The organism is Stenotrophomonas maltophilia (genome assembly GCF_006970445.1).
Lineage (GTDB): Bacteria > Pseudomonadota > Gammaproteobacteria > Xanthomonadales > Xanthomonadaceae > Stenotrophomonas > Stenotrophomonas maltophilia_AU.
On sequence record NZ_CP033877.1, the window covers coordinates 2,437,812 to 2,451,668 of the forward strand.

Consider the following 13,857-nt stretch of genomic DNA (forward strand, 5'->3'; position numbering starts at 1 on the left):
CCATGCGCAGCGGGTGGACATGGCTGCTGCTTGGCGGGCTGCTGCTCGCCACATCGGCCCGTGCCGAGCCCGAACCTCTGCGGGTGGATGTGGTCAGCAGCAGCTTCGTGCTGCCTGGCAGGATCGCCCGCCTGGATGCACTGGGCGCGCCGGCAGGGGTGCGCTTCCGGCAACGTGTGGTGGACCCGGCGACCACGCTGCCCGCTGACTGGCCAGCGGGCGCCGACCTGGTGCTGCTGGATACGCCGCGACCGACCGATGTCGAACAGGTCAGGGCGGTGGTCGATGTCACCCTGCAGAACGGCAAGGTGCCGTGGCTGCGCGTGGGTGGCGGCGCCCCGGACTCCGGGCACCTGCCCGCCGATGTGGCGCGCAGGATCGCCGGCTACTACGGCAACGGTGGCGAGGCCAACATCCGCACACTGGCGGCCTACCTGCTAGCCTGGCGCAGTGGTACCGGGACCGACGAACTGCCACTGCCGCAGGTACTGCCGGCCACCGGCTACAGCACCCGCGGCGACCAGTGGCTGGACAGCCCGCAGGCATTGCAGGCGCAGTGGCAGCGCGATGGCCAGGCGTCGTGGCCGAAAGTGGCCGTACTGGTTTCCGGCAGCATGCTCAGCAGCATGCAGACCCAGGTGCTGGACGCGCTGATCGAGGCCGGGCGCGCACGCAAAGTCGCGCTGTTCGGGGTCTGGTTCGATGCCGCCGCCGACAACGCGCTGCAGCAGACGCTGCGCGGCATCGAGGTGGATGCACTGGTCAACCTGACCCATCTGCAGAACGGTACCGCACGTGCCGCCGAGTTTTCCGCGCTGGACGTGCCGGTGCTGCAGGCCCTGAACCACAGGCAAGGCGATGCGGATGACTGGCGCGCGGCGACCACCGGCATCCCGATGGCCACGCTGGCAACCTTCGTCGCCGTGCCCGAGACCTGGGGCGCCAGTGATCCGATCGTGGTCTCGGCCAATGCGCTTGGCGAACTGCAGCCGATTCCCGAACAGATCGATGCACTGGCCGCCAAGCTGCAGCGACTGGCCGCGTTGCGCCACACCACCGCGGCCGACAAGCGCGTGGCGCTGCTGTTCTGGAACGCGCCGGACGGCGAACGCAACCTGTCCGCGTCGCATCTCAACCTGGCGCGCAGCATCGAGGCGCTGCTGCCACGGCTTGCACAGGCCGGGTATTCAACGCAGCCGGTGGATGAGACGACCCTGATCGAGCAGCTGCAGGCGCTGCTCGGTGGTTACTACCATCCGGAGCGGCTGGACGCGCTGCTCGATGCCGGGCTGGCCGATACCCTGCCGGTGGCCGACTACCGCCGCTGGCTGGCCACCCTGCCCGCCACGCGCCGCGACGAACTGCGCGCACAGTGGGGCGACCCTGCACACCACCCCGCAGTACGCCAGCGACATGGACAGGCCGTGTTCGTGCTGCCGCGCCTGCGCCTGGGCAACCTGCTGCTGATGCCGCAGCCGCCCCGCGCGGGCCGCGTTGGCGAAGCCACCCACGATATGGCGTCAGTGCCGAGCCACTATTACCTGGCCGCCTACCTGTACCTGCGCCAGCAGTGGAAGGCCGATGCGCTGATCCACTTCGGTACCCACGGCACACAGGAGTGGACCCCGGGCAAGGACCGCGGCCTATGGGTTGCTGATTATCCGTGGCTGGCGGTGGGCGAGCTGCCGGTGTTCTACCCGTACATCCAGGACAACGTCGGCGAGGCGATCCAGGCCAAGCGCCGTGGCCGTGCCGTGGTGGTCAGCCACCAGACCCCGCCGTTCGCACCGTCCGGGCTGTACGACGAGCTGCGCGACCTGCACGCAGTGGTGCACGAACTGCAGCAGCTGGACCAGGGACCGGTGCGTGATGCCACCGCCGCACGCCTGCGCACACTGGCCACTGACAGTGGCATCGCCGCCGACCTGGGCTGGAGCGCAGTGGACATGCAGGCGCGCTTCGACAGCTTCCTGCCGGTGCTGCACGACCACCTGCATGAGCTGGCACGGCGCAATCTGCCGCTGGGGCTGCATACCTTCGGTCAGCCGGCTTCGCCCGAGCACCGCCTGCTGATGGTGATGCAGCAGCTGGGCCCGGGCTATCTGAAAGCGCTGGGCGAAGATCCGATGGAGGCCACTGCGGTGGACTACCGGCAGATCCAGCAGAGCCTCGGCTATCGCACGCTGCTGCACCATCTGCGCGAAGGTGCGCCGATCAGCAGCGTCGCCAACCCCGATCTGCGCGCAGCGCTGCAGCGTGCCGTGCAACTGGATGCTGCCCTGGCCGATACGCAGGAGATCGAATCGCTGCTGCACGGCCTGGGCGGTGGCTTCGTGCAGCCTGGCGCCGGCGGCGATCCGATCCGAACGCCGGAACTGCGCAGCGGCCGCAACTTGTTCGCGTTCGAGCCCGACCGCATTCCCACCCGCGCGGCGTTCGACACCGGCGAGCTCGCCCTGCAGCAGCTGTTGCAGGCCTATCGTGATGATCACGATGGGCAGCTGCCGCGCAAGCTCGCCATCAGCCTGTGGTCCAGCGAGGCCATCCGCCACCTCGGCGTGCTCGAAGCACAGGTGCTGCACGCGCTGGGCCTGCGCCCACGCTGGGACAGTGGTGGCAAGGTGATCGCCCTGGACATCGTGCCCGATGCGGAACTGCAACGCCCGCGCATCGATGTGGTGATCCAGGCCACCAGCGTCTACCGCGACCAGTTCGATCCGTTCCTGCGCCTGCTGGCCGGCGCCATCGAGCAGCTGGCGGCGATGCCGGCTTCGTCCGGCAACCCGATTGCCGGCAATGCAATTGCCGCGCAGCAGCGCCTGCAGCGCGACGGCATTCCTGCGGAGCAGGCGCAGCGTCTGTCGCGCCTGCGCATCTTCAGCAATGCCCCCGGCGAGTACGGCAGCGGCCTCAATCATGCTGTGCTGGCGCGTAGCGGCACGGCGGGCAAGGACGATGCAGCGTTGGCCAGCGGCTTCCTGGATCGCTTGCAGCACGGCTACGGCAGTGATGGCCAGGCAACCACCCTGCCCGGCGGCAACCTGTTCGCCGAACAGCTGCGCGGCGTGCAGGCGGCGGTACTGTCGCGCTCCTCCAACACCCATGGGCTGCTCAGCACCGACCATCCCTTCGAGTACCTGGGCGGGCTGGCGCTGGCCGTGCGCCACCTCGATGGCGCCAGCCCGGCGCTGTACGTCTCCGACCTGCGCGAACCGGCACCGCGCACGCGCAGCACCGCACGCTTCCTCGCCGACGAGCTGCGCGCGCAGACGCTCAACCCGCAATGGATCGGTGCGATGCAGGCCGAAGGCTATGCCGGCACGCTGGAAGTGCTGAAGAACGTCGACAATCTGTTCGGCTGGCAGGTGACCGCGCCAGAGACGGTTCGCGCCGACCAGTGGCAGGCGGTGCATGACACCTTCGTGCGCGACAGCCGGCAGCTGGGCCTGGCGCAGTGGTTCGAGCAGCACAACGCCAGCGCGCAGGTGCAGATGATCGAGCGCCTGCAGGAAGCGATCACGCGCGGCTACTGGCAACCCGATGACCGCACCCGCACGGAGCTGCAGGCGCGGCTGCAGCAGCTGCAGGCGTCGTCGACATCGGAACCGGCGCCGGCGCAGGTGCATCCGGGCTATGGGCTCGGCCGCGCGGCGGCTGCCACACCCTCAACCCGAGCGGCGGCCACCGCTGCCCAACAACCCGCCACCGTGCAACCACCGTCCGCCGCCTCGCCCCAGGTGCGTGGCCAGGTGATGCAGCAGGTGCCGCCGCCGGCCCCGCACGCGCCTGCCACGCGCTGGGCGCTCGCCGTGCTGCTGGCCCTGCTCGGTGCAGGCGCCGTGTTGCAGTCCCGGCGCAACGCACGGCGCGCCCGCCCGTCCCGTTCCCCTTCCACCACGGCTTCCGCATGAACGCGCTTGAATCCACGCTCTACGATCTCTCCCACCTGTTCCTGGCACCGGTCCTGCTGCTGATCCTGCTGTCGCTGGCCTACGCCTTCCTCAGCTTCGGCGCCTTCCTGTGGGAAGGCCTGCAGCGCCGGCGCGGCCGCCACCGCCCCGAGTTGCTGGCCTGGCAGGCCCGCCACGGCGGCAACAGTGACGACCTGGAACTGCATATCCTCAAGCGCCTCGAAGGCCTGCGCATCGTTTCGCGAACCGCACCGATGCTGGGCCTGGTGGCAACCATGATCCCGATGGGACCTGCCCTGCTGGCGTTGACCCGCAGCGACGCGCAGGGTGTGGGCGAGAATATGGTGGTGGCGTTCTCGTCGGTGATCCTGGCCCTGGTCGCCGCCAGCCTGACCTACCTGGTGCTGACCGTGCGCCGGCGCTGGCTGCTGCAGGAACTGCGCATGTTCGAGCGCCTGCAGGAGGCGCAGTGATGCGCTTCCTGGACGATGACGAAGCCGACGACCCGATCCTGTCGGTGGTGAACCTGATCGACCTGTTCCTGGTGGTCACCGGCATCCTGATGATCGTGATCGTGCGCAATCCACTCAATCCGTTCACCAGCCAGGACGTGACCGTGATCGAGAACCCCGGCCAGGCCAACATGCGCATCACCATCAAGCAGGGCGAGGAACTGACCCGCTACCAGTCCACCGGCGAGATCGGCGAGGGTGGCGGAGTCAAGGCCGGCGTCACCTATCGGTTGCCGGATGGGCGCATGGTGTATGTGCCGGAGGGAACCGCCCCGGCCCGGTAGATCCACGTCATGCATGGATGGAGGATCTACGGTTCTTCCAGCGCCTCGAAGCGTTCGGCGAGGTAATCGATCAGCGCACGCACCGCAGGCAGCAGGCCCCGTCGCGACGGGAACACCGCATGCACGATGCCGTGCTTGGGCACCCATTCCGGCAGCACCGGCACCAGCGCGCCACTGGCCAGCTCGTCGCTGATCATCATCCGCGGCAGCATCAGCAGGCCCACTCCAGCCACCGCGGCGGTGCGCAACGCGATCATGTCATCGCTGACCAGCCGCGGGCGGTGGTGCACGCTGGCCAGCACATCGTCGGGCCCGGTGTATTCCCAGACATGCTGCTGGCTGGGCGATGCCAGATCGACGGTCGGCATCATCGCCAGATCGGCCGGCACCTGTGGCGTGCCCAGCCGCTGCAGCAGCGCCGGACTGGCACTGGTGCACCAGACCCGGCGCGCCAGCACGCGCACCACCAGGTCACTGTCCTCCAGCGGCGGCGGCCGCACGCGGATCGCTACGTCCACACCCTCGCCCACCACGTCGATGCGCCGGTTGGTGGCATCCAGCTGCACCGTCACCTGCGGGTGCAGGGCCAGGAAATCGGCCAGCATCGTGCCGATGCGCGCATGCAGGATCGCGATCGGGCACGCCAGGCGGATGGTGCCGCGCGGCTCGGCGCGTGACATCGCAATCGCCTCTTCGGCCGCTTCGGCCTCGACCAGCATTGCCTTGCAATGGCGGTAGTAGTCCTGGCCGACCTCGGTGACCGAGAAACGCCGGGTCGAACGCTGGATCAGGCGCACGCCCAACCGTTCCTCCAGCAGCGCGATGCGCCGGCTCAGTTTCGACTTCGGCATGGCCAGTGCGCGGCCGGCCTGCGAGAAGCCGCCGTGCTCGACCACCATGGCGAAGTAGAACAGGTCGTTGAGGTCACAACGGCGGATATCTGCGATGAACACGGGGCGATCTCCTGCGGCCCATGGCCTGCGACCATTGTTCACCAGATAGGACTATGACGGCAAATATTGGCGTCTACCGGGCCAATTGTCACGGCGATATCGTCTTCGCAACGAAGAACAGCGGCCGGAAACCCCGGCCAGGAGATCGCCATGAAGCGTGTCACCGGTACCTACAGCGCCCCCCGCCCGCACTGGGTGGGCGACGGCTTCCCCGCCCGCTCGATGTTTTCCTACAACACCCACGGCCAGCACCTGAGCCCGTTCCTGCTGCTGGACTATGCCGGCCCGTACACCTTCGCCCCCAGCGATACCCCGCGCGGGGTCGGCCAGCATCCGCATCGCGGTTTCGAGACCGTCACCATCGTCTATGAGGGCGAGGTCGCGCATCGCGATTCGACCGGCGCCGGTGGCACCATCGGCCCGGGTGACGTGCAGTGGATGACGGCTGCCTCCGGCATCCTCCACGAGGAATTCCACACGCCGGAATTCAGCAAGCGGGGCGGCACCCTGGACATGGTCCAGCTGTGGGTGAACCTGCCGGCGCGCGACAAGATGGGCGCACCGGGCTACCAGACCCTGCTCGACGCCGGGATTCCCTCAGTGGATCTGCCCGATGGCGCCGGCCGCGTACGCGTCATCGCCGGCCGCTTCGACGGCCACGCCGGCCCGGCCCGCACCCACACGCCGATGGATGTCTGGGACATCCGCCTGCAGCAGGGCCACCACGCCGAACTGCTGGTGGCCGAGGGCCGCACGCTGGCGCTGGTGGTGCTGAAGGGCACGGTGCGGATCAACGGCGGCCAGCCGGTTGGCGAGGCGCAGCTGGTCACCTTCGACCGCAGCGGCGAGGACGTGTTCGTCGACGCCGACAGCGACGCCACCGTGCTGCTGCTCAGCGGTGAGCCGATCGACGAGCCGGTGGTGGGCTACGGCCCGTTCGTGATGAACAGCCAGGCCGAAATCGCGCAGGCGGTCAACGACTTCAACAGCGGCCGCTTCGGCCGGATCGCGCACTGAACACTTCAACGCGGCGGGTTTCGACCCGCCGCAGCCACCGGGCCATCGCCCACCTTCCCCAGGAGCCTGACCATGAGTACCCCCGCCAACTTCAACGGTGCCCGCCCGGTGATCGATCCGGACAACGCCGCAATGCTGCTGATCGACCACCAGAGCGGCCTGTTCCAGACCATCGGTGACCTGCCGTTCACCACCGTGCGCGCCCACGCCACCGCGCTGGCCAGGATGGCCACGCTGTCAAAGATGCCGGTGATCACTACCGCTTCGGTCCCGCAGGGCCCGAACGGCCCGCTGATCCCGGAGATCCACGACGCGGCCCCGCATGCCCAGTACGTGGCGCGCAAGGGTGAGATCAATGCCTGGGACAACCCGGAATTCGTTGCTGCGGTGAAGGCCACCGGCCGCAGGCAGCTGATCATTGCCGGCACCATCACCAGCGTGTGCATGGCCTTCCCGTCGATCGCCGCCGTCGCCGATGGCTACCAGGTGTTCGCGGTGATCGATGCCTCGGGCACCTATTCGAAGATGGCCGAAGAGATCACCCTGGCCCGCGTGGTGCAGGCCGGCGTGGTGCCGATGGACACCGCCGCGGTGGCCTCGGAGATCCAGCGCACCTGGAACCGCGACGATGCCCAGCAGTGGGCCGAGGTCTACACGAAGATCTTCCCGAACTACCAGCTGCTGATCGAAAGCTACCTGAAGGCGCAGGACGTGCAGAAGAACCACGAACAGCTGGACTCGCAGCGCAGCTGAGTTGCCCCCGTGCCGGCCGATCGCCGGCACGCCCCCCGAACAGGAGACCCATCATGTCCAGTGAACCGATCCGCGACCCGGCCAGCGATCATCTGCTGACCCCGCACAATTCCGCCTTCATCATCATCGACTACCAGCCGGTGCAGGTGAACTCCATCGCCTCGATGGACCGCCAATTGCTGGTCAACAACATCGTCGGCACCGCCAAGGCCGCGGTGGCCTACGGTCTGCCGATCGTGCATTCGACGGTGAACGTCAAGACCGGCCTGAACAAACCGCCGATCCCGCAGCTGCGCAAGGTGCTGGGTGACTACCCCACCTACGACCGCACCACCATCAATTCCTGGGAAGACGTCGAGTTCCGCAAGGCGGTGGAAGCCACCGGCCGCCGCAAGTTGATCATGACCGCGCTGTGGACCGAGGCCTGCCTGACCTTCCCGGCGCTGGATGCGTTGAAGGAAGGCTATGAGGTGTATGTGGTGGTCGATGCCGTCGGCGGCACTTCGCTGGCGGCGCACGACGCGGCACTGCGCCGCATCGAACAGGCCGGTGGCCAGCTGATCAGCGTGCCGCAGCTGTTCTGCGAACTGCAGCGCGACTGGGCCCGTTCGGAAACGGTTCCCGCGTTCATGAACCTCTTCATCGAAACCGGTGGTACGGCGGGCATCCAGTTCTCGTACGATCGTAGCGAGTGATTACGTGGCGGCGCGGGTTGATGGCCTGCGCCGCCTTTTGAAGCAGTCGAGCATGGCTCGGCGCTACAGACAGATGGAGAACCTGATGGCCTACGCACGCATTGTTTCGACCGCCGACAACTACCTGCACCACATCAGCAACGGCAGCTTCGATGTGGATGCGGACGAGCCCGCCGCGTTGGGTGGCCAGGGCAAGGGCTTCGCACCGTTCGACCTGTACCTGGCCTCGCTGGCGGCGTGCACCGCCATCACCCTGCGCATGTACGCGCAGCGCAAGGGCTGGGAGCTGGGCGAGTTCCATGCCGAGCTGCGCTCGGAACGTGACGAGGATGGACGCTTCCACGTGCACCGCGTGCTGCATGCTAGCGCCGAGCTGAGCGATGCGCAGTGGCAGCGACTGCTGGAGGTGGTGGAAAAGACCCCGGTGACCCTGGTGATGCGCGAAGGCGCACGCATCACCAGCGAGCGTGGGGGGGCAGCGTAACCCCATCCACGCATGGCGTGGATCTACTGTAGAGCCACGTCCATGCTCAGCTCCTGGGCTGGAAGCCGGGCAAGAGCCCGGCTCTACAGAAGGCTCAGCGCCGTGAATGCAGCACGGTGCGCTGGCGCATCGCGTTGAATTCCTGCTCCACCTGCTGGATGTCTTCGGCCTGGAAGCCGGCCGCGTCCAGCAGCTGGTCGGCAGCAGCTGCTGCCAGCGGATCATCGTCACGCTGGCGCCAGCAGCGCGCCGGCAGGAAATAGCCCACTTCGCTGCGCCCGCGCATGATCACCACCGGCCGGCCCGCATACAGCAGGAACTCGGCCAGGTGCTGGCGCAGGCCCTCGACGGAAACATAGGCCGGTCCAACACCCAGCATCTGGCTGGACGGTTCGGGACTCTCGAACAGCTTGCGACGGCTCATCCACTCCTCCTTTTGAACAACGCGTGGTCTCCTTTCCTTAGACGGGCGCATCGCTGCGCCCCCGCCACGCACTCCGTGAACCGCGTCACGCCGCCGCTCAGAAGCCGGTATTGAACTCCAGCTGGAACACGTCGATCGACAGCGGCGCACCGGACACTTCCTTGGCCGCCATCCACTTGCCGCTGATCCAGCTGCGCGCGTCCAGCGCGTAGGCACCGCCCACGTAGTAGCCGCGGGCGTTGGTGCCGCCGAGGTGGAAGTTCGGATCGTTGTAGGCGTCGGGCAGCGCATCGGCCTCGATGTGCTTGTAGCCCAGCAGCGCCTGCCACTGGCCCTTCTCCTTCAGCTCGGTGGCACCGAAGGTGGCCTGCACCATCCATGCGGTGTCGCCGCTGCGGAAGGTATCGATGCTGGCGGCACCACCGGCGCCGTAGTTGTTGACGATGCCGTTGTTGGCGCGGCTGAACATGGCCTGCTTGTCGTAGGCCAGGTTGCGGATGTAGTCGCCGTCCAGGCGCAGGCCGATGCCCTGGGCCAGCTGCGTATCCCAGCGCAGGTTCAGCGTGGCCAGGCGGAATGCCGAGGCCAGGCCGACGTACTGCGGGGTGGGCGTATTGGCCGGATCCAGCGGGTTGCGCGCGATGTCGCGGATCAGCATCAGGGTGTTGCCCTTCTGCATGAACGCCGGGCGCGACCAGTCGGTGTCGCAGCCCACCGCGCCCGCATACAGTGCGCACGGCGAGGACAGGCGGCCGCTGATGTTCTTGAAGTCGTAGTAACCCAGCGCTGCGCGCAGCGCATTGTCATCGTTGAAACGCCAGTTCACGCCGACCTGCGCACCGGACAGCCACTTGTTCTCGTTCGGGGTCTTGACCCGGCTCTGGCTGGGCGAACTGTCGGAGGTGTATTCCAGCGGCACCACCGCGAGGTTGCCGAACAGGTCGAGGTCGCCACCGTCGAAGTCATACTTGAGGTTGGCGGCCAGGCCATCGAAGTTGAGGTCGTTGGAGAACAGCGTGTCGCTGGTCCAGAACGGATTGCCGAAGCGGCCGCCACGCACCGTCACCCAGTCTGCCGGGCTGTAGGCCAGCCAGGCCTGGTCCAGCCATACGTCCTTCTTGCTCAGGCCGCCACCCAGCTGCTCGGTGGTCGACACCGGGCCATTGCCGCTGCCGCTGGCCAGGCGCACGCCGGCCGTGGTGTGCTGCCCGATCATCGCCTCGATGCCGAGGCGGGCGCGGATGCGCCACAGGTTGCGGCGGTCCTGGCGGGTGTTCAGCAGCGGCGGCAGCTGCAGGTTGGTGTTGGTGTTGGTGTCGAAACCGTTGCCGGAATTGATCGACGACCAGTTGCTCACGATGTCGCTGTTGCGTTCGGAGAAGAAGCGCGACTCGCTGCGCACGCGCATGTCACCGGTGACCTTGATGCGCTTGGTCCATTCGGCCACTTCGTTCGGTGCCGCCCAGCCTTCCGACTTGGCCTGCGCCATCACGTCCTGGCGCACTTCGTCACGAATGCCGTCGCGCACGCTCTGCGGCACGTAGGGCACGCGCACGTCACCGGCCTCCAGGGCCACGCCACCACTGGCCGTCGAGGTCGCGGTGGCTGCGCTGCGCTGGGCGGCTGCCGCTTCGGCCTCGGCCTGCACCAGCAACGCCTGGCCGTCTTCGGGTTTCAGTGCACCGCTGGCGATCAGGCCCTTGATCAGCTTGACCATGGTGGTTTCGGCGGCCATCGCACCGGCCGGGGCGGCCAGGCTGAGCAGCACGGCGCAGCACAGCAGCGCCCGTCGGGCCGGCCGCGGGCGGCGGGAGTCGGTTCGTGCGCGGACGTGGTCGTTCATCACGGTTCTCATCGAAAGAAGGGAAATAACGGAGGTCGGGAATCAGGCCCCGGGCCGGCGGCCCTGGATCAGGACGCGGGCGGGGAAATCAAGCGACGGCGGCGGTGCCTGGTCGACCTTGCCGATGCGGCGCAGTGCATCGAGCACGGCCGCGTCGGCCTCCTCGTTGCCACTGCCACGCACCAGCTCGACCTTCTCCAGGCGGCCATCGCTGGCCAGCCATACGTTCACCTGCAGCTGGAATGCCAGGCGCTTGACCTTGTCATCGCGCGAGATCGCCTGCTGCATCAGGTAGCCCAGGTAGCGACCGTAGGTGGCGTTGCCAGCACCACCACGGCCGACGCCGGATGAACCGCCGCCACTGCCGGACTGGATGCCGAAGTTGTCTCCGCCGGCCTGCGCATCGGCATTCATCGTCACCGGATCGCTGTTATCCGGTGTCGGCGTCGGCTCTTCGGCCGGCGTCGGCTGATCCAGCGGCTCCGGTTCGGGCACCGTCTCTTCCGGCGGCGTCTCCGGCTCCGGTGGTTTTTCCGGGGGCGGCGGCGGAGGGGGCGGAGGGGGTGGCAGCGCCAGCATCGGCGGCTGCACCACCGGCCGACGGGTGCTGGCAGTGTCCTTGAACAGCAGCCACCACAGCGCGACGGCGAGCACCAGCACCGCCGCCAGCACCAGCGCGACGGTCACCAGCAACGGGCGACCGCGCATGCCGGGCTCCGGCCGAGGGGGTTGATGGGCCGTCATGCCTCAGCCCTGCGCCTTGCCGGTGACCAGGCCCACCTGGGCCAGCTCGAGGCGCCGCAACAGGTCCAGCACCTCGACCACGCGGGCGTACTGCACCTGCGCATCACCGCGCACGATCACCGGGAAATCCGGCGTGGTCGCGCGCTCGGTCCGCAACCGGTCTTCCAGCTCGGCCATCGTCACCGGGTAGGCATCCAGGAACACCTGGCCGCTGGGGTCGATGGTGATCGCCTTGGTCTTCGGCTTCTCCAGCGCCACGCTGTTGCTGGCCTTCGGCAGGTTGACCTCGATGCCGGGGATGGAAGCGTTGCTGGTCAGGATGAAGATCACCAGCACCACCAGCAGCACGTCGACGAAGGGCGTCACGTTGATGCCCTTCTCGCGCTTCTTGATGCCGAACTTCGCCTTCTGGCCCATGGCGCGCCCCTCAGCCCTGGACCGCGGCCGGGCCGCGCCCGTCCTGCTCTTCGGCCAGGCGCGCGGCGAACTCGTCGATGAACACCGCCATGTCTGCGCCGATCGCTTCGGCACGCGCGCCCAGGTAGTTGTAGCCGAACAGTGCCGGGATCGCGACACCGAGGCCGGCTGCGGTGCACAGCAGCGCCGCGGCCATGCCCGGCGCCACCGAGTTGATGTCCACCGCGCCGGCCATCGCCGCCACCACGAACACCAGCATGATGCCGATCACGGTGCCGAACAGGCCCACGTAGGGCGCGCCTTCGATGGTGGTCGACAGCCAGTTCATGCGCCGCGCCATCGCTTCCTGTTCGCGCACCATCACCGCGTCCATCGAGGCGCGGATCGCCGCAATGGTGGCGCCACTGAGGTAGCCACTGTTGCCGTCGCGCTGGTGGCGCTGCTGCATTTCATCGATGGCCACCTGGTAGATGCGCCACAACGAGCCATCGTGCATCGCGGTCGGCGCCTTGCCCTGGCGGTCCATGTCGGACAGGGTGCGCAGCGGTACGCCGGACAGCTTGCCGAAGCTCTCGGTGAACACCGCATTGGCCTTGCTGGTACGGCCGAAGTGGCGGCTCTTGGCAATCATGATCGCCCACGACAGCAGCATCATCAGGCCGAGGATGGCGACCACCACCCAGGCATCGAACGGCATCGCCTTGAGGATGAAGGCGAAGTGGCTCTGCCCGGCGGACTGCTCGTCGGCGCCGTAGCTGATCAGGCGCGAGTCGGCGCCCTGGGCGGTGGCATCGGCCAGCAGCAGCGCGGCCGGACGTGCCACACGCGAGACGCGCAACTCATCCAGCGCACCTTCGAAGTTGGCCAGCGGCTGCGCCGCGCCCGGCGCATCGGCGCCCACCACCGGCGCGGTGGCCAGCGCCGGCAGCTCGCCGCTCAGTTGGGCAACGACGCGTCCATTGAGGTACAGCTGCAAAGCGCCCTTCTCTGCAGTCAGTGCAACGTGCGCCCACTGCCCTTCCGGAATCGGCTGCGCCGGCGTGCTGCGCTGGCCATTGAGCTGCACGAACGGCACGCGGTTCTCGATGCCCAGCACCAGCTCGGACGCGCCGTCGCGACGCGCGTAGATCGCCTGGGCCGCGTTGTTGCTGCCCGGCTTGATCCAGGCCGAAACGGTGAGCGGCGCGCCCGCTTCCTGCGCCAGCGACGCGCTGGCCGGCAGCGGCAGCGGGCCCGCGCCCAGCTGTACGCCGCGGCCGATTACCGAGCCTTCCGATGGCGGCACCACGGCACCGGCATTGTTGCCATAGGCGGTGGTGTCGCGTGCCGGCGCATTGGCCTCGGCAAAGTGGTAGACCAGCGTGTAGTCCGGATCGAACACCTGCTGGCCGTTGCCGCTGGCCGGGGCCTTCTCATTGCCGTAGTACATCCAGATCGTCTGTGGCGCAGCAGCACTGACCGCCGGGACGTCCACCCAGACCAGGGCCAGGCCCAGCTTGGGATCGAACTGTTCGATCTGGTGGGCCAGCACGGTACGGCCATCACCCGAGACAAAGCGCAGGTCGTTACCCGCGTCCTGGGTGCCGTCGAAGCCGAAGTTGCCGGTATGCAGGCGCAGCAGCAGCGGCGTGCGGCCCGGGTCACCGGCCAGGCCCGCGCCCTGCGGGCCGGCGTCGACGGTGATCGGCTTGCGGTACTTCCATTCGGCCTGCCACCAATTGGCATCGGCCGCAGCAGCAGGCAACGCAACCAGCGCGGCCAGCAGCAGCAACACTCGGGAAAGCAAACGGTCCATGCGAAGGGTCTCCGGAGAACGCATG

The 13,857-nt window shown here is 68.0% G+C and carries 13 protein-coding genes; 7 read left to right on the plus strand and 6 right to left on the minus strand.

Annotated elements, in window-relative coordinates:
- Positions 1 to 2 precede the first annotated feature (2 nt).
- Genes cobN through EGM71_RS11275 form a run of 3 tightly spaced genes read left to right on the plus strand, consistent with a single transcriptional unit; the run spans position 3 to position 4,707 of the window.
- Positions 3 to 3,911: a cobaltochelatase subunit CobN gene (cobN, locus tag EGM71_RS11265; protein WP_188484997.1), complete on the plus strand. Its 3,909-nt coding sequence runs from the start codon at positions 3 to 5 to the stop codon at positions 3,909 to 3,911.
- Entirely contained in the window at positions 3,908 to 4,384 is a 477-nt protein-coding gene (locus EGM71_RS11270) for a MotA/TolQ/ExbB proton channel family protein (protein ID WP_188484998.1), read from the plus strand. The genes cobN and EGM71_RS11270 overlap by 4 nt, the downstream gene beginning before the upstream one ends.
- On the plus strand, positions 4,384 to 4,707 hold the full coding sequence (locus EGM71_RS11275; RefSeq protein ID WP_188484999.1) for a DUF2149 domain-containing protein: 324 nt from the start codon (positions 4,384 to 4,386) through the stop codon (positions 4,705 to 4,707). Before EGM71_RS11270 ends, EGM71_RS11275 begins: the two co-directional genes overlap by 1 nt.
- Positions 4,708 to 4,733: 26 nt before the next feature.
- Here EGM71_RS11275 and EGM71_RS11280 read toward each other — a convergent pair whose 3' ends face one another.
- Positions 4,734 to 5,660 carry a LysR family transcriptional regulator gene (locus EGM71_RS11280; protein WP_188485000.1) on the minus strand — a complete coding sequence of 309 codons (927 nt, stop codon included), beginning with the start codon at positions 5,658 to 5,660 and terminating at the stop codon, positions 4,734 to 4,736.
- Between the two features lie 150 nt (positions 5,661 to 5,810).
- Here EGM71_RS11280 and EGM71_RS11285 point away from each other — a divergent pair, with 150 nt between their 5' ends.
- From EGM71_RS11285 to EGM71_RS11300, 4 genes are all read left to right on the plus strand, one after another.
- The gene (locus tag EGM71_RS11285) at positions 5,811 to 6,677 is read left to right on the plus strand and encodes a pirin family protein (RefSeq protein ID WP_188485001.1); all 867 of its coding nucleotides are present in this window, start codon (positions 5,811 to 5,813) and stop codon (positions 6,675 to 6,677) included.
- Between the two features lie 72 nt (positions 6,678 to 6,749).
- Positions 6,750 to 7,430, plus strand: a complete 681-nt coding sequence (locus EGM71_RS11290) for a hydrolase (RefSeq protein ID WP_188485002.1) — start codon at positions 6,750 to 6,752, stop codon at positions 7,428 to 7,430.
- A gap of 53 nt (positions 7,431 to 7,483) precedes the next feature.
- A complete protein-coding gene (locus EGM71_RS11295) occupies positions 7,484 to 8,125 on the plus strand; it encodes a hydrolase (protein ID WP_188485003.1) in 642 nt (213 codons plus the stop codon).
- A gap of 85 nt (positions 8,126 to 8,210) precedes the next feature.
- Positions 8,211 to 8,609, plus strand: coding sequence for an OsmC family protein (locus tag EGM71_RS11300; protein WP_188485004.1), 399 nt, complete (start codon positions 8,211 to 8,213; stop codon positions 8,607 to 8,609).
- Between the two features lie 94 nt (positions 8,610 to 8,703).
- On the opposite strand, the gene EGM71_RS11305 is transcribed toward EGM71_RS11300, so the two are convergent.
- The 5 genes from EGM71_RS11305 to EGM71_RS11325 form a co-directional block, all read right to left on the minus strand.
- Entirely contained in the window at positions 8,704 to 9,033 is a 330-nt protein-coding gene (locus EGM71_RS11305; protein ID WP_005409871.1) for a hypothetical protein, read from the minus strand.
- A 97-nt stretch (positions 9,034 to 9,130) separates the two neighbouring features.
- On the minus strand, positions 9,131 to 10,876 hold the full coding sequence (locus tag EGM71_RS11310) for a putative porin (protein WP_188485005.1): 1,746 nt from the start codon (positions 10,874 to 10,876) through the stop codon (positions 9,131 to 9,133).
- Between the two features lie 42 nt (positions 10,877 to 10,918).
- The gene (locus EGM71_RS11315) at positions 10,919 to 11,584 is read right to left on the minus strand and encodes a cell envelope integrity protein TolA (RefSeq protein WP_188485006.1); all 666 of its coding nucleotides are present in this window, start codon (positions 11,582 to 11,584) and stop codon (positions 10,919 to 10,921) included.
- A 39-nt stretch (positions 11,585 to 11,623) separates the two neighbouring features.
- The gene (locus EGM71_RS11320; protein WP_005409874.1) at positions 11,624 to 12,037 is read right to left on the minus strand and encodes an ExbD/TolR family protein; all 414 of its coding nucleotides are present in this window, start codon (positions 12,035 to 12,037) and stop codon (positions 11,624 to 11,626) included.
- 10 nt (positions 12,038 to 12,047) lie between these two features.
- Positions 12,048 to 13,832 carry a DUF2341 domain-containing protein gene (locus EGM71_RS11325; RefSeq protein ID WP_188485007.1) on the minus strand — a complete coding sequence of 595 codons (1,785 nt, stop codon included), beginning with the start codon at positions 13,830 to 13,832 and terminating at the stop codon, positions 12,048 to 12,050.
- Positions 13,833 to 13,857 lie beyond the last annotated feature (25 nt).